This window comes from Mycobacterium sp. NPDC050551 (assembly GCF_040674075.1).
In the GTDB taxonomy this organism is placed as follows: domain Bacteria; phylum Actinomycetota; class Actinomycetes; order Mycobacteriales; family Mycobacteriaceae; genus Mycobacterium.
This window is the reverse complement of record NZ_JBFARC010000001.1, coordinates 286,201-301,581: the sequence shown is the minus strand read 5'-3', so window position 1 is coordinate 301,581 and position 15,381 is coordinate 286,201. Positions and strand designations below refer to the sequence as shown.

The 15,381-nt window shown below is 68.5% G+C and carries 14 protein-coding genes; 10 read left to right on the top strand and 4 right to left on the bottom strand.

Annotated elements, in window-relative coordinates; all coding sequences use genetic code 11:
- Position 1: 1 nt before the first annotated feature.
- Positions 2–640: a TetR family transcriptional regulator gene (locus AB0K11_RS01500; RefSeq protein ID WP_364971616.1), complete on the bottom strand. Its 639-nt coding sequence runs from the start codon at positions 638–640 to the stop codon at positions 2–4.
- A 76-nt stretch (positions 641–716) separates the two neighbouring features.
- Between AB0K11_RS01500 and AB0K11_RS01495 the strand changes: the two genes are divergently transcribed.
- Positions 717–2,477 (top strand): amidohydrolase family protein, encoded by a 1,761-nt coding sequence (locus tag AB0K11_RS01495; RefSeq protein WP_364971615.1) that lies wholly within the window; start codon positions 717–719, stop codon positions 2,475–2,477.
- Between the two features lie 26 nt (positions 2,478–2,503).
- Positions 2,504–3,286 carry an SDR family oxidoreductase gene (locus AB0K11_RS01490; RefSeq protein ID WP_364971614.1) on the top strand — a complete coding sequence of 261 codons (783 nt, stop codon included), beginning with the start codon at positions 2,504–2,506 and terminating at the stop codon, positions 3,284–3,286.
- Between the two features lie 13 nt (positions 3,287–3,299).
- On the opposite strand, the gene AB0K11_RS01485 is transcribed toward AB0K11_RS01490, so the two are convergent.
- The gene (locus AB0K11_RS01485) at positions 3,300–4,106 is read right to left on the bottom strand and encodes an SDR family NAD(P)-dependent oxidoreductase (protein WP_364971612.1); all 807 of its coding nucleotides are present in this window, start codon (positions 4,104–4,106) and stop codon (positions 3,300–3,302) included.
- 90 nt (positions 4,107–4,196) lie between these two features.
- Between AB0K11_RS01485 and AB0K11_RS01480 the strand changes: the two genes are divergently transcribed.
- The 3 genes from AB0K11_RS01480 to AB0K11_RS01470 all read left to right on the top strand — a co-directional run bounded on the left by AB0K11_RS01480 (position 4,197) and on the right by AB0K11_RS01470 (position 9,741).
- Positions 4,197–5,378, top strand: a complete 1,182-nt coding sequence (locus AB0K11_RS01480; RefSeq protein WP_364971610.1) for an acyl-CoA dehydrogenase family protein — start codon at positions 4,197–4,199, stop codon at positions 5,376–5,378.
- Positions 5,379–5,450: 72 nt separating this feature from the next.
- The gene (locus AB0K11_RS01475; RefSeq protein ID WP_364971609.1) at positions 5,451–6,695 is read left to right on the top strand and encodes a peptidoglycan DD-metalloendopeptidase family protein; all 1,245 of its coding nucleotides are present in this window, start codon (positions 5,451–5,453) and stop codon (positions 6,693–6,695) included.
- 163 nt (positions 6,696–6,858) lie between these two features.
- Positions 6,859–9,741 (top strand): MMPL family transporter, encoded by a 2,883-nt coding sequence (locus AB0K11_RS01470; RefSeq protein ID WP_364971607.1) that lies wholly within the window; start codon positions 6,859–6,861, stop codon positions 9,739–9,741.
- A gap of 28 nt (positions 9,742–9,769) precedes the next feature.
- Here the strand turns inward: AB0K11_RS01470 and AB0K11_RS01465 are convergent, their stop codons facing one another.
- Positions 9,770–10,549, bottom strand: a complete 780-nt coding sequence (locus AB0K11_RS01465; protein WP_364971606.1) for a TIM barrel protein — start codon at positions 10,547–10,549, stop codon at positions 9,770–9,772.
- A gap of 95 nt (positions 10,550–10,644) precedes the next feature.
- Here AB0K11_RS01465 and AB0K11_RS01460 point away from each other — a divergent pair, with 95 nt between their 5' ends.
- From AB0K11_RS01460 to AB0K11_RS01445, 4 genes are all read left to right on the top strand, one after another.
- A complete protein-coding gene (locus AB0K11_RS01460; protein ID WP_364971605.1) occupies positions 10,645–11,622 on the top strand; it encodes a LacI family DNA-binding transcriptional regulator in 978 nt (325 codons plus the stop codon).
- Between the two features lie 101 nt (positions 11,623–11,723).
- Complete coding sequence (locus AB0K11_RS01455; protein WP_364971604.1) at positions 11,724–13,244, top strand: FAD-dependent oxidoreductase; 1,521 nt, start codon at positions 11,724–11,726, stop codon at positions 13,242–13,244.
- Positions 13,245–13,290: 46 nt separating this feature from the next.
- Positions 13,291–13,959 carry a TetR/AcrR family transcriptional regulator gene (locus tag AB0K11_RS01450; protein WP_364971602.1) on the top strand — a complete coding sequence of 223 codons (669 nt, stop codon included), beginning with the start codon at positions 13,291–13,293 and terminating at the stop codon, positions 13,957–13,959.
- 18 nt (positions 13,960–13,977) lie between these two features.
- On the top strand, positions 13,978–14,673 hold the full coding sequence (locus AB0K11_RS01445; RefSeq protein WP_364971601.1) for a proteasome protein: 696 nt from the start codon (positions 13,978–13,980) through the stop codon (positions 14,671–14,673).
- A 2-nt stretch (positions 14,674–14,675) separates the two neighbouring features.
- On the opposite strand, the gene AB0K11_RS01440 is transcribed toward AB0K11_RS01445, so the two are convergent.
- Complete coding sequence (locus tag AB0K11_RS01440) at positions 14,676–14,894, bottom strand: hypothetical protein (RefSeq protein WP_364971600.1); 219 nt, start codon at positions 14,892–14,894, stop codon at positions 14,676–14,678.
- Positions 14,895–14,929: 35 nt separating this feature from the next.
- On the opposite strand from AB0K11_RS01440, the gene AB0K11_RS01435 reads away from it, so the two are divergent.
- On the top strand, positions 14,930–15,352 hold the full coding sequence (locus AB0K11_RS01435) for a hypothetical protein (RefSeq protein ID WP_364971599.1): 423 nt from the start codon (positions 14,930–14,932) through the stop codon (positions 15,350–15,352).
- Positions 15,353–15,381 lie beyond the last annotated feature (29 nt).

Below are 15,381 nucleotides of genomic sequence, written 5' to 3'. Positions count from 1 at the left end.
CTCACCGACCGGTGGCCGCGGCGCCTGCGCGCAGCGGTGCCAGCAGCGCGTCGAGCCCGTATTCGAATACCGCGTCGTAGTCAGTGGGTGACTGCAACGCCTCGACGAGCGCCCGGTCCGGCCAGTCGTCGGTCCACAGCGACGGGTCCTCTTCGTCGTGCTTGGCCCCACGCACGGCGGAGAACTGCATGACCGCCGAGGAGATGACGTGGACCTGGATCGCACGCAGCACCAGGGCCGCGTCCGCCCCGGTCACGCCCAGTTCGGCCAGCTGCGCTGCGAGCGTCTGCTGCACCGGCAGGAACAGTGCGGGCGTGCGGTCGCGCTCATGGGCGATGCTCAGGAGATGCTGGCGCTCGATGAGTACCCGGCGTTGCGAACGGGCAAGGGAGGCAATGCGATCGACCGGACTCCGACCCTCTGTCGGCAGGTTCGCCATCTGGCCCAGCAGTCCCTCCACCAGGCTGTCGAACACCTTGTCCCTGCCGCCGACGTGCCAGTAGATCGACGTGACCGCGACTCCCAGCGCCTCGGCGAGGCTGCGCATGGTGAACGCCCCGACGCCGTGCAATTCGATGAGGTGCGCGGCGGCGTCGAGGATCGCGTCGGCGTTGACCGATTCCCGTTTCTTGTCCGCCACGATTCGCCTTTCCCCGCTCTGTAACGGTGTTACATTCGCCACGGTAACGGCTGGCAGCCTCGTGAGGGAGTGATTCGTGTTCGACCTCAAGATCACCGGTGGAACCGTGGTGGACGGCACGGGCGCAGACCGCTATCTGGCGGATGTGGCCGTCCGTGACGGCAAGATTGTCGAGGTTCGCCGCCGCGGTCCCAACGACCCGACGCTGGCAGGCGAGGCGGCCGAGACCATCGACGCGACGGGAACCGTCGTCGCCCCCGGGTTCGTGGACATCCACACCCACTACGACGGTCAGGTCACCTGGGACAGCCTGCTGGAGCCGTCGAGCAATCACGGCGTGACCACGGTCGTCGCCGGCAACTGCGGTGTCGGGTTCGCACCCGTGCGCCCGGGCCAGGAGCAGTGGCTCATCGAATTGATGGAAGGCGTCGAGGACATCCCGGGGTCGGCGCTCACCGAGGGCATCACGTGGGGCTGGGAGAGCTACGCCGAGTACCTCGACGTCATCGGCAGGCGCGAACTGGCGGTCGACGTCGGCAGCCAGGTCGCACACGGCACCGTGCGCGCCTACGCGATGGGCGAACGCGGCGCCCGCAACGAGGCCGCCACACCTGAGGACATCGCGGCGATGAGCCGGCTGGTGCGGGAGGCGGCCGAGGCGGGGGCGCTGGGCTTCTCGTCGTCGCGAACGCTGGCCCACCGCGCCATGGACGGTGAGCCGGTGCCCGGCACGTTTGCGGCCGAGGACGAACTCTTCGCGCTCGGCCGGGCGATGGCGGCCGGCGGCGGAGCGGTGTTCGAACTGGCGCCGCAGGGGGCAGCCGGCGAGGACATCGTCGCGCCCAAGAAGGAACTCGAGTGGATGCGGCGCCTCGGCGGCGAGATCGACTGCGCGCTGAGCTTCGCGCTCATCCAGGTCGACGCCGACCCCAACCTGTGGCGTGAGCAACTCGACATGTCGGCGGCCGCGCACGAGGCGGGCAGCCGGCTGCACCCGCAGGTCGCCGCCCGGCCGTTCGGGATGCTCCTCGGGTTCCCCGGCCACCATGCCTTCACCCACCGGCCGACCTACCGGCGGCTCGAGGCCCAGTGCACGCGCGAGGAGCTGGCTGCCCGGTTGGCCGAACCCGCTGTGCGCGCGGCGATCCTGGCCGAAGAGGATCTGCCGATCAATCCGGACGTGTTGTTCGACGGCATGTTCGCCCTGGCGCAGTACTCAGCGGACCGGCTGTACGCCATCGGGGAGCCGCCCGACTACGAGCCGACCGCCGACCGGACGGTCGCCGCGATCGCCCGCGACCGCGGCGAGGACGTGCTGACCACCATGTACGACCTGATGCTCGAGGGCGATGCCGCCACGATGCTGATGCTGCCGATGTTCAACTACTCCGACGGCAACCACGACGCGATCCGCGAGATGATGACCCATCCCGCAGGCGTCCTGGGACTGTCCGACGGCGGTGCGCACTGCAGCATGATCTGCGATGCGTCCTATCCGACCTTCCTGCTGACGCACTGGGCGCGCGATCGTCACCGCGGGGAGCGGCTGCCGCTGGAGTACGTCGTGCGCAAGCAGTCCCACGACACCGCAGCACTTTTCGGGCTCACCGACCGCGGCGTCATCCAGGTCGGGAAGAAGGCCGACTTGAACGTGATCGACATGAACGCGCTCACGTTGCACGCGCCGAGGATGGCCTACGACCTGCCCGCAGGCGGGCACCGGCTCGTGCAGGGCGCGTCCGGATACCGCGCCACCGTCGTCAGCGGCGTGGTGACCCGGCGTGACGGTGCCGACACCGGGGCCCGCCCCGGCCGGCTGGTGCGGGGCGCACGTTGAACACGACTGAGAAACAGGAGGAATAGATGGCAGGACGTCTGGCCGGCAAGGTCGCCGTGGTCAGTGGTGGAGCCCGCGGGATGGGTGCGTCGCACGTGCGGGCGCTGGTGTCCGAGGGCGCCGAGGTGGTGTTCGGCGACATCCTCGACGACGAAGGCGAACTGGTCGCCCGCGATGTCGGCGAGCGCGCCCGCTACGTCCACCTCGACGTCACGCGGCCCGATGACTGGGACGCCGTCGTGGCCACCGCCGTCGAGCAATTCGGCTCGGTCGACATCCTGGTCAACAACGCGGGCATCCTGAACATCGGACTCATCGAGGACTATCCGCTGTCGGAATGGCAGCGCATCATCGATGTGAACCTGACCGGCGTGTTCCTCGGGATCCGCGCCGTCACGCCGCAGATGAAGCGTGCCGGCCGGGGATCGATCATCAACATCTCGTCCATCGAGGGAATGGCGGGCACCGCCGCCTGCCACGGGTACACCGCCACGAAGTTCGCGGTACGCGGGCTGACCAAGTCGTGTGCACTGGAACTGGGGCCCAGCGGAATCCGGGTGAACTCGATCCATCCCGGGCTGATCAAGACGCCGATGACCGACTGGGTGCCCGACGACATCTTCCAGACCGCGCTGGGGCGCGCCGCTGAGCCGGTGGAGGTGTCCAACCTCGTCGTCTATCTCGCCAGCGACGAGTCGAGTTACTCGACGGGCTCGGAGTTCGTCGTCGACGGCGGATGCATCGCCGGGCTGGGCCACAAGGACTTCGCGACGGTGGAGACCGAGCCGCAGCCGGAGTGGATCACGTGAGGTGCGACGCGCGCTATTGCTCGCCCAGCCCCATCAGCTCGGTGACGCCGTGGTCGCGCCCCGCGGTGTAGCCGCCGTCCACCGCGATCGCCTGTCCGCTGACGAAGCTCGCGTCTGCAGACAGCAGAAAGGCTGCGACGGAGGCGATCTCGTGGGGCTGCCCGAAGCGGCGCAGTTTGTGTTCGTGGCGGAGCCCGTCGCGGGCCTGTTCCATACCCGGCATGCCCACCACGGAGTCGAACAGCGGCGTCTCGATGAAGCCGGGGCAGATGGCGTTGGCCCGGATCCCGCTCGGCCCGTAGTCGATCGCGACATTCTTGGTGAGCAGCACGACTCCGCCCTTCGCCGCGTTGTACGAGCTGCCCCCAGCAGTGCCCTCCAGCCCCTCGACGCTGGACAGATGCACGAGGGCACCGCGTTCGCCGCCGACCCGGTCCTGCGCGATCATCTGCCGCAGCGCGGCGCGGGTGACGACGAACGTGCCCTTGAGGTTGACGTCGACCACCCGGTCCCACTCCTCGTCTGGCACCAGGTGGACCGGGCCACCACCGGCCACGCCCGCCGCGTGCACCACCCCGTCGAGGCGGCCGACCGCGTCCACCACCGCACCCACCGCCGCACCGACGGCGTCACCGTCACGCACATCGGCCTGCCGGTAGGCATACCGGTCGTTCGCGACATCGGTCCGCTCGGCGATGTCGACACCGACGACGCTTGCGCCCTCGGCGAGCAGCCGTTCGACGGTGGCCTTCCCGATTCCCGACGCGGCGCCGGTGACGAGGACACCCTTGGATTCGAATCTGTTCACACCGGCCAACATACGGCGAGCGCACGCACGTTCGCGCCCTTTCCCGACCGACGCGTACGACAACCGTGCGCTCACGACAGCTGACCAGGAAGAGGAGTTCAGATGACGACGACGCCGGTGCGGTTGAGCCCCGTCGATCTGGCGAGAGGCATGAGGGACCTCGTCGCCGAGCAAGCGGGCGCCTGCGAGCGGGACCGCACACTGTCACCACCCGTCGTGGAAGCGATGTGGGACAGCGGGCTGATGACGTCGTTCAATCCGGCGGCCGCGGGCGGTGTCGAACCCTCGATCGCCGAGATGATCGAGACCTGGATCGAGATGGCCTGGCAGGACGGGTCGTTCGGCTGGATCGGGATCGCCAACCTGCCGTCGTCGTTCGCCGCGGCGGCCTATCTGCCCGACGCGGGCTTCGCCGAGGTCTTCACGGCCAACGCCAACCGCGTGACGATGGGCGGGCAGTTCGCGCCCAACGGCCAGGGCATCGTCACCGACGGCGGTTACCGGCTGACCGGAGCGTGGAACTTCGGTTCCGGCACCGGGCATTCCGCCTACATCGCCGCGGGCTTCATCCCGATGGAGAACGGCGAGATGCGGTGGATCCGCGACGGCGAGCCGGAGCTCATGGTGGCCGTCGTCCCCCGCGAGGAGGTGACTTTCACCGACGGGTGGCACGTGCAGGGACTCAAGGGCACCGGCTCCTACGACTACAACGTCGCCGACCTGTTCGTGCCGGCGTCGCGAACGTTCCGGCTGTTCACCCGGGAACCGTTGCGCGGTACCTTCGCCGCCGGCCGGATGGGGATGATGCCGGTGACGGCGGCCGGGCACGCCGCATGGGCGCTCGGCGTCGCGAAGAGCACGCTCGACGACGTCGAGTCGCTGGCGGCCACCAAATTCCGGATGTCGGACATGGCGTCGCTCGCCAGCCGCCCCACCTTCCAGAAGGATCTCGCCCACCACGTCGCGGCGTGGCGCGCCGCCCGCCTTCTCGTGCTCGACACCTTCGGCACGGCCGAGGCGGCCGTCGATGCGGGTGGGGAGTTGACGCCGACGCACCGCGCGGACATGCGGGTGGCGGCGGTGTACGCCACCGGCGTCGCCAGGGCCGCGGCGGAGTGGGCGCACCTCGCGGCGGGCACCACCTCGATCCGGGAGGGCAGCCGCCTCGAACGCGGATTCCGCGACATCTACACCGGGACCCAGCACGCCTTCATCAGCGAGAAGGTCGCGATCGACGCGGCCCAGGTGTGGCTCGGCGTCATCGAGGACCACTTCTCGCTGTGATCCGTTGACGAATCGGCCTGGCGCTGCCCGCGTTCGGCTGCCCGCCCGGCCGGCGTCTGCAAGGCTGACCGGATGTACAACGTGCGCAACGCCCTCCGCCGATCGCTGGCGCCGGCGATGGGCGCCGTCCTCATCGTCGCCTCCGCCGGCTGCGCCGGCCCCGATGCCGCTCCGGCCGCCGAACCGCAGAGCCCGCAGCAGACCACCGCGGCGGCGCCGCGTCCTGACGCGGTCACGCCGCTGGTGGGATCGGTGCCCTTCGCGCCTGTTCCGTTCGCCGGCTCGGACGGCAGGACGCACATGGTCTACGAGCTGGCCGTCACGAATTTCACCGCTGCGCGGCTGACGGTGGACCGATTGAAGGTGCTCGACGATTCCACGGGCGCTGTGTTGGGTGAACTCGATGCCGCCGCACTGCGGGACCGGATGCAGCCGGCCGGCAGCCGCGAGGGCGCCGATCACCTGGAACCAGGTCAGGCCGCGACGATCTTCATCCACCTGATCCTCGACGACGCCACCGCCCACACCACCCTCGCGCACGAGGTGGGGGTCACCGGCGCGGCGATACCGACCGACGGGAACCGGATCACCGAGCGGATCGCGACCACGGCGGTCGACGAGCGGACACTGCCGGTGGTGTCGGCGCCGTTGCGCGGCGAGCGGTTCATCGCCGCCGACGCCTGCTGCGACGCCGTCCGGCACACCCGCGCACTGCTGCCCGTCAACGGGCGGCCGTACCTCGCGCAGCGCTACGCGATCGACTACGAACAGGCCGACGCGCAGAACCGGATCTTCACCGGGAATCCGCGCGATCCTGGTCGCTACGCGATCTACGGCGAGGAGGTGCTGGCCGTCGCCGACGGCACCGTGGTCGGCACCCGCAACGACCTACCGGAACAGACGCCCGGCGTGTACCCGTCCGGGATCCCGATCGAGGAGGCCGACGGCAATTTCGTGGTGCTGGACATCGGTGACGGCTTCTACGTCAACTACGCGCACATGCAGCCGGGCAGCGTCCGGCCCGAGGTCGGGGAGCGGGTGGCCCGTGGCGATGTGATCGGTCTCGTCGGGAACACCGGCAATTCGGTCGCGCCGCACCTCCACCTGCACGTGATGGATGGGCCCTCGCCGCTCGCAGCGCAGGGGTTGCCCTACCTCTACGACCGGTACTCGCTGTCCGGGCAGGTGGCCAGTACCAAGGACTTCGACGCCGCCGAGGGTGAGGGCGTTCCGCTGGTCACCGTGCCGGGCGTCGAACGCGCTGAGCACACCGATCAGCTGATCCTCGACCAGAACATCGTCGACTTCGGATCCTGAGAGATCTCGCGGCCTCGACCTGTGAAGATGCTGGCAACTCTCAGATTGACAGTGGTCAGTTTGACAGGCTAGATATATGACACGCGTGACTGTCTGTGTCACGCGAACGGTCCCCAGCGGGCCGGGTGTGGCCTGATCGAGGGGGCGAAGTGGGGACGCTGGGATGAGCGGCAGGCTGCCCGCGGTGGAGCGGACCGGTTCGGCCGGCTCGCCGCCGGCGCAGCGATCGAAGATCGCGCACGCCATCCGGATCCTCGCGGTGCCGATCCTGCTGGGCTGGGTGGCGCTCACCGTCGTGACGAACGTCTTCGTGCCGTCGCTGGAGAAGGTGGGCGAGGCCCACACCGTTTCGATGAACGCCCACGACGCGCCGGCGTTCATCGCCATGCAGCGGGTGGGGGCGAACTTCGAGGAGTTCGACTCCGACAGCAACGCGATGGTGATCCTGGAGGGCGAGCAGCCCCTCGGCGCCGACGCACACCACTACTACGACGAGCTGATCAAGAAGTTCCGGGCCGACCCTGCGCACATCGAGCACGTCGCGGACTTCTGGAGCGATCCGCTGACCGCCTCGGGCGCCCAGAGTGCCGACGGCAAATCCGCCTACGTACAGCTCTACCTGCGCGGCAACATGGGCGAGACGCTGGCCAACGAATCGGTCGCCGCCGTACGCGACATCATCGCCGAGATTCCGGCCCCGCCCGGTGTGAAGGCCTACGCCACCGGAGGCGCGGCGCTGAACGCCGACCAGCGCGTCGCCGGCGACAAGGGAGCGATGAAGGCGACGGTGGTCACGCTCGTCGTCATCGCCGTGATGCTGCTGATCGTCTACCGGTCGATCGCCACCATGGTGCTGATCCTGTTCATGGTGTTCATCGAACTCGGCGCCTCCCGCGGGATCGTCGCCTTCCTCGGCAACACCGGGGTCATCGGCCTGTCCACCTTCGCCACCAGCCTGTTGACGCTGATCGCCATCGCCGCAGGAACCGACTACGCGATCTTCCTGATCGGCCGCTATCAGGAGGCCCGGGGAGACGGCGAGGACCGGGAGACCGCGTACTACACGATGTTCCACGGCACCGCCCATGTGGTGCTCGGCTCGGGTCTCACGATCGCCGGTGCACTGCTGTGCCTCAAGTTCACCCGACTGCCGTGGTTCCAGACGATGGCGGTGCCGTGCGCGGTCGGCATCCTCGTCGCCGTCATCGCCGCGCTGACGCTGGGCCCCGCGGTGATCGTGGTGGGCAGCCGGTTCGGCCTGTTCGAACCCAAGCGCGCGATCAACTCCCGCGGGTGGCGCCGGGTGGGCGTCGTGGTGGTGCGTTGGCCGGGACCGGTTCTGGTCGCGACGATCGCCCTGTCGCTGGTCGGGCTGCTGGCGCTGGCCGGCTACAAGGTCGACTACGACGGACGCCACTTCCTGCCGGCCGACACCCCCGCCAACATCGGCTACGACGTCGCCGACCGGCACTTCGACGCCGCCCGGATGAACCCGGAACTCCTGATGGTCGAGAGCGACCACGACCTGCGGAACTCCGCCGACTTCCTCGTCATCGACAAGATCGCCAAGGGCATCTTCCACGTGCCGGGGGTCGCCAGGGTGCAGGCCATCACCCGCCCCGACGGGAAGCCGATCGAGCACTCGACGATCCCGTTCCTGCTCAGCATGCAGGGCACGAATCAGCAGATGAACGAGAAGTACATGCAGGACCGGATGTCCGACATGCTGGTGCAGGCCGACGAGATGCAGAGCACGATCGACACCATGGAGCGGATGTCGGCTCTGATGGGCCAGATGTCCGAGGTCACCCACTCGATGGTGGCCAAGACCAAGAACATGACGATCGACATCGCCGAACTCCGGGACCACATCGCCGATTTCGACGATTTCTTCCGGCCGCTGCGCAACTACCTGTACTGGGAACCGCACTGCTACGACATCCCGCTGTGCTGGTCGATGCGGTCGGTCTTCGACACCCTCGACGGCATCGACACTCTGACGGACGACATCCAGGCGTTGGTGCCCGAGCTGGAGCGGCTCGATTCACTGATGCCGCAACTGATCTCGCTGATGCCCCAGCAGATCGAGACGATGAAGTCGATGAAGACCATGATGCTGACGATGCATGCGTCGCAGAAGGGTCAGCAGGATCAGCAGTCGGCGATGCAGGACAAGTCGAACGCGATGGGAGACGCGTTCGACAAGTCCCGCAACGACGACTCCTTCTATCTGCCGCCCGAGGTGTTCGACAACGCCGACTTCAAGAAGGGGATGGAGAATTTCATCTCGCCCGACGGGAAGTCGGTGCGGTTCACCATCGAGCACGAGGGCGACCCCGCCACGCCGGAGGGCATCGAGCACATCGACGCGATCAAGCTGGCGGCGAAGGAGGCCATCAAGGGCACCCCGCTGGAGGGATCGCGGATCTATCTCGGCGGCACGGCGGCCACCTACAAGGACATGCGCGACGGCTCCAACTACGACCTGCTGATCGCCGGATTGTCGGCGGTGGCACTGATTTTCATCATCATGCTGATCATCACCCGCAGCGTTGTGGCGTCGGCCGTCATCGTGGGCACGGTGCTGCTCTCACTCGGCACCTCGTTCGGGCTGTCCGTCCTCGTCTGGCAGCACATCCTGGGTATCCGCCTGCACTGGATCGTGCTGGTGATGTCGGTGATCCTGCTGTTGGCGGTGGGTTCTGACTACAACCTGTTGCTCGTCTCCCGCTTCAAGGAAGAACTCCACCACGGATTCAAGGTCGCGATCATCCGGGCGATGGCCGGCTCCGGTTCGGTGGTGACCTCGGCGGGGCTGGTCTTCGCAGCGACCATGGCGTCGTTCGTGTTCGGCGATCTGCTCAGCATCGCGCAGGTCGGCAGCACCATCGCGCTCGGGCTGCTGTTCGACACCCTGATCGTCCGGTCGTTCATGACGCCGTCCATCGCGGCGCTGCTCGGCCGATGGTTCTGGTGGCCTCAGCGCGTGCAGACGCCGGCGTCGCGACGCCGGCTCGAGTCGATGCGGCAGACCTCCGGCGTCTGACGGACCAGTTGCTTCCGGACCGGCCGGGTCACTCGAGCGTGAACGCCGAGCGGAACGACTCCAGCGCCGTGACATCGTCTCCTGCGGGGTAGGCCTCCATGCCGACAGGACCGCGATACCCGCTGTCGCGCAGTGCGGTTGCGACCGCGCGGTAGTTGATCTCACCCGTTCCCGGTTCGCAGCGACCGGGCACGTCGGCCACCTGGATCTCACCGATGGCGTCGCCGCACCGGCGCACCAGGTCGATGAGATTCCCCTCGCCGATCTGCGCGTGGTAGAGGTCGAGCATCATCTTCACATGCGGATGGCCGACGCCCTCGACCAGCGCCAGCGTGTCCTTCGCGCGCGCCAACGGCACGCCCGGGTGGTCGACGATCGTGTTCAGATTCTCCAGGCAGAAGGTCACACCGGCCGTGGCGCCGAGTTGGCCGAGTCCCTCGAGACCGCGCAGCGCCGACGCCCACATCGTGCCGTCGACACGGTGACGCGGGCGGGCGGCCTGTCCTGCGACGAGCTGACCCGGATGTACCACCAGCCGCGGGACACCCAACACCGCAGCGGCTTTCACGGCCTGCTCGGCGGTGCGCACCACCTCTGCCGCCCCGTCGGCGTCCCACAGGTCGCCGTTCAGATACCCCGTCATCGAGGAGAACCGCGCACCCGTCGCCGCCAGTGCGTCGAGGTCCTTGTCGTCGAAGCTCCAGATCTCGACGGCGAAACCGAGCTCGTCGATGCGGCGCACCCGGTCGGCGATGTCGAGATCGACGAACACCATCTCCGCGCAGACGGCAAGGTCGAACGGGCTCATCGGACTCCTTACTAGAACGTTCTAGGCCGCACTAGTAAACCGGTTCGCGCGCGTGTCGGTCAAGAGCGGTACTAGAACGTTCTAGGCTGTCTGACATGCAGCGCAGAACCACCCTGCAGGACGTCGCCGTCCGAGCCGGGGTGTCCCGGGCGCTCGTCTCGATCGTCATGCGCGACGTCCCGGGCGCCAGCGCGGCCACCCGGGCCCGCGTGCGCAAGGCGGCCGAGGAGATCGGTTACCGGCCCGATTCGCGCGCACGGCTGCTGCGTTCGCAGCGCACCCGGCTGCTCGGCCTCGTCTTCACCGCCGGCCAGGAATTCCACGCCGGCCTCGTCGACGGTGTGTACCGGGCCGCCGAGGAGCAGGGATACGACGTACTGCTCAGCTGTGTGACGCCGCACCGCGACGAGACACGCGCGGTGCAGACGCTTCTCGACGACCGCTGCGAGGGGCTCGTACTCATCGGCACCGAGTTGTCCACATCGGAGCTGACCGCGCTCGACATCCCGGTGGTGTCGGTCGCCCGCCGGGTGCGCGGCGTGGCCTCAGTTCGCAGCGACGACGCCGGGGGAGCGGCAATCGCTGTGGACCATCTGGCCGATCTCGGCCACCTGGCCGCCGTGCACGTCGACGGCGCCCGTGCACCCGGCGCCGCGGACCGACGGCGGGGATTCCGCACGGCCGCCCGTCGTCGCGGGATGTCGGCGACCGTGGTGCCCGGGGGGCTGACCGAGCGTGAGGGAGCGGCGGCCGCCGCGACGCTGGTGGCATCGGACACGCTGCCCACGGCGGTGTTCGCATTCAACGACCGCTGCGCGCTCGGCGTGCTCGACGTACTCATCCGGGCGGGCATCGCGGTGCCCGAGGCCGTGTCCGTCATCGGATTCGACGACAGCCCGCTGGCGGGGTTCTCCCACATCGACCTGACCACCGTCGGACAGGACACCGCCCGCCTCGCCGACCTCGCCGTGTCCCGGTTGGTCGCCCGCCTGGACGCCGCGCAGCCGCACGTGGGCGACGACGTGATGGCACCGCGGTTGATCGTCCGCGGCACGACGGCGCCGCCACGTTGAACGCGCCACAGTTGCTTGCGCCTGCAACCGCCGGCTGAGGCGTAGCGCGAAAAGCGTGATCTTGGTCGGGTCCCGTCCGATAATGGGACGGTTCGAGGGGGATGCGCATGACCGCTTCAGAGATGACCGGACCGGCGAGCTCGACATCGGTGCAGCGTTGCGACGTCTGCATCGTCGGAGCGGGAGTCGCCGGGCTCAACGCCGCGTTCGCGGCCAGCCGCCACCTGTCCCGCGACCAGCGGATAATTCTCGTCGACCGGCGCGGACGGGTCGGCGGCATGTGGGTCGACACCTATCCCTACGTCCGGCTGCACCAGCCGCACGCCATGTTCACCGCAGGCAACGTCAAGTGGACGCTCGGACGCGAACGCTCGTATCTCGCGAACAAGGACGAGGTGCTCGACCACCTCGAGCACTGCCTGGACGAGATCCGCCGTTCGGTCCGCGTCGACACCTTCTTCGGCCACGACGTGGAATCGGTCGACGAACACCCGGGCCGCGTGCAGGTCACCTGTCGCTCGTCGACCGGTGAGCGACTCGTGGTCGAGGCCCGCAAGGTGGTCAAGGCCTACGGCTTCCGGGTGACCCCGAACGACCCGCTGCCGTTGTCGAGCACCCGGGCGCGGTCGGTGTCGCCGGACACCTGCGATGTGCGGACGGGGGACCTCGCCGCCGACGATGCACCCGTGTGGATCATCGGGGGCGGCAAGACGGCGATGGACACCGCGCATGCCTTGATCACGGCGCGCCCCGGGCGTGAGGTCAACCTGGTCGCCGGCCGCGGCACGCTGTTCACCATCCGGGATCGCGCCTTCCCGGACGGATTGCGGCGTTGGTACGGGGGCACGCCGGTCAGTTCGTTCGCCGGTGAGGCGTGCCGGCGGTTCGACGGCACCAACGAGGACGAGGTGTGGCGCTGGCAACGCGGGATGATCGGCACCTGGGTCACTCCGGACGCTGCCAGCTTCCTGTTGGGTGTGCTGTCCGAAGACGAAAGTCGCACGATCAGGAACGGGCTGAACCGGGTCGCGATGGACTACCTCGTCGACGCGGTCGACCGGGACGGCGGCGTCGAGTTGCAGTTCCGTAGCGGTGACACCACGACGGTGCCTGCCGGATCCTGGATCGTGAACTGCACGGGCTACGTCACCGGCAGCGATCATCCCTACGAACCGTACGTATCGCCCGGGGGCTCGGTCGTCTCCATTCAGACGCGGTCGGCCACCCTGCACCTGAGTACCTATATGGGCTACTTCATGACCCATCTGCTGATGCTCGACAAGTTCGACGAGACGCCGCTCTATGAGTTCGACTTCCAGGAGATGGTGCACCGGTCGCGGACGGCGTTCCCGTACGCGGTGCTCACAGTGGCGCAGTACAACCTGGGCCTGATCGCCGACCGGGTCCCGTTCAAGGTGTTCACCGACTGTGGTCTCGACTTCGACCGGCACTATCCGCCGCACCGCAGGCTGGTCCGAATGGTCGAGTTCATGCTGACCCACCGCCGCGAACGCGAGCATCAGCGTCGCACGCTGGACACCGTCCGCGAACGCTTCGACATCCGATGCGGGCCGCTGCGTCACGACCAGCCGGCGGATGCCGACGGCCACGCAGCCATGTGAGTCAGATCACATCCATCCGGTCGCCGCACGGTGACGAAGAACTGTTGTGTACACCGAAGTAAGACAGCCACGTCTTCGCGGCCGGCCCCGCGCCTCGGACAGCACCGACACCCGCGAGGGCATTCTGCGCTCGGCGCGCGACGTCTTCCGTGAGCTCGGCTACGAGGGCACCACCAACATGAAGATCGCGACGCACGCGGGTCTCACCCGCCCCGCGATCAACTACCACTTCACCAGTAAGCGGGAACTCTTCCGCACCGTGGTCGAGGCCAATCTCGCGATCCTCGGGCGGGCCATCGGCGAGGCGGCGGGTGAGCGGAGCCTGCGCGACCGGTTGAGAACGCTCATGATCTCCGCCGACACCGACCCCGACGTGCGCGCCGCCACGGGCTTCCTCACCGTCGCCGAACTGGACTGTCAGCGGCACCCCGAACTGCGCGCCGACGGCTGGGACGTCGCCTCGGCGCTGCGGGACTTCCTGTCCGCATCGGTGGCCACCGCGATGGAGGACGGCGAGCTGCGGGCCGACGTCGACCTCGCGTCGGTGGTCGACGCGCTGCACGCGGTGCTGAGCGGCATGGCGTTCCGCGTCGGTGCGGTCGGAGACCACGGTCGCCGCCAGGCGCAGACCGATGCGCTGATGGCGCTGGTCAGCGGCGATCTGTTCACCAGCACCAGTGAAGATCGGCGCGACGAGCCCGCACGGCTCGGCTGAGTCTCTATCGTTGGTGCCGTGACCGTCGTCCTCGCCCTGCGCTGCGCCGACGGCCTGGTGCTCGCCTCCGATTCGCAGATCACCGATCCCGGTCGCGGACTGTCCTACCCGGCGCAGAAACTGCACCCGCTCGGTTCGCACGCCGCCTGGGGCGGCAGTGGCTCGCGTGCGGTGCTCCACGACATCCAGCGGCTGTTCGACGCCGAACCCGACGCGGTGGTCGAGGCGCAGGACGTCGGCCGGGCCGTCCAGGAACGGGTGCTGCCGATCTTCAAGCACCACTACGCGAACTTCATCTCCGACGTGCCCGAGGCCAAACCCGGTGCGACTCCCGCCACCTACGTCCTGGCGGCGGGCTACGCCGGTGAGAACCCGTTCATCGTCGACGTCGACCCGCACGGGCTCGTCGGTCACTACGAGGACATCGGGTTCCAGGCGGTCGGCAGCGGCGCACCGATGGCGCAGCAGGCCTATGCGCTGCTGGCCAACTTCCGCATGACGGAGCGCGGCGTCGACTACGGGGTGGTGGCCGCGTTACGCGTGCTCGACGCGCTCGACCTGTCCTCGCCCAGCGTCGGCGGTCCGATGGACCTCTGCCGCATCACCCCCGACGGCGCCCACCATCTGGACGACGACGAGATCGGCGAGGTGCGCCGCCATGTCGGCCGTTGGCAGGAGCTGGAGCGCACCGCACTCGACGACCTGTTCGCCTGAGGTCAGGATTCCTTCTCCTCGCTGCTGAAGCGGTTGCCGATGAACGCGAGCAGATCCGGGTCGTCGGACCGGAATCGCTCGACCTCCTCACCGCCGTCGCACTGCAACAGCGCGATCGTCACCGCGTCCGGCGTGCGGGCGTCCACCCGCCACACCGCGCCGGAATCCTGCCAGCGCCGCAGTTCCTCCACGCGGTCTCGATCGTCGGGTGCGTGGGTCATGTCTCCACGATGACACGCTGTCATAGTCTGCTGACGTGGGTGCAGCGTCAGCGGTCGCGGCGGCCGCGGTCTTCGTGTGGCTCGGCATGGTCCTGGCGATCTCCTTCCTCGAGGCGCCGCTCAAGTTTCGCGCCCCGGGCGTCACGCTGCAGGTCGGACTGGGCATCGGCCGGCTGGTGTTCCGGGCCCTCAATGTGTGCGAACTCGCGCTGAGCGCCGTCGTCACGGCGTCGTTCGCGTTCGACCGCCCGTCGATCCTCCCGGCGTTCGCGGTCGCTGTTGCCGTGGGGGCGCTGCTGGCGCAGGTGCTGGTGATACGGCCTGCGCTGACCCGGCGCTCCGACGCGGTGCTGGCGGGCGGAGACGGCCCGCGATCGCGGGCGCACTGGTTCTACATCGGCCTGGAGATCGGCAAGGTCGCGGCACTGCTCACCGCGGGCGCGACACTGCTGGCGTGAACCCGCCGACGGCTTTAGGTAGGTAAACC

Coding starts and splice junctions, on each gene's coding strand:
- AB0K11_RS01490 (WP_364971614.1), top strand. CDS start 2,504: ATGGCAGGACGTCTGGCCGGCAAGGTCGCCGTGGTCAGTGGTGGAGCC.
- AB0K11_RS01485 (WP_364971612.1), bottom strand. CDS start 4,106: ATGTTGGCCGGTGTGAACAGATTCGAATCCAAGGGTGTCCTCGTCACC.
- AB0K11_RS01480 (WP_364971610.1), top strand. CDS start 4,197: ATGACGACGACGCCGGTGCGGTTGAGCCCCGTCGATCTGGCGAGAGGC.
- AB0K11_RS01475 (WP_364971609.1), top strand. CDS start 5,451: ATGTACAACGTGCGCAACGCCCTCCGCCGATCGCTGGCGCCGGCGATG.
- AB0K11_RS01470 (WP_364971607.1), top strand. CDS start 6,859: ATGAGCGGCAGGCTGCCCGCGGTGGAGCGGACCGGTTCGGCCGGCTCG.
- AB0K11_RS01465 (WP_364971606.1), bottom strand. CDS start 10,549: ATGAGCCCGTTCGACCTTGCCGTCTGCGCGGAGATGGTGTTCGTCGAT.
- AB0K11_RS01460 (WP_364971605.1), top strand. CDS start 10,645: ATGCAGCGCAGAACCACCCTGCAGGACGTCGCCGTCCGAGCCGGGGTG.
- AB0K11_RS01455 (WP_364971604.1), top strand. CDS start 11,724: ATGCGCATGACCGCTTCAGAGATGACCGGACCGGCGAGCTCGACATCG.
- AB0K11_RS01440 (WP_364971600.1), bottom strand. CDS start 14,894: ATGACCCACGCACCCGACGATCGAGACCGCGTGGAGGAACTGCGGCGC.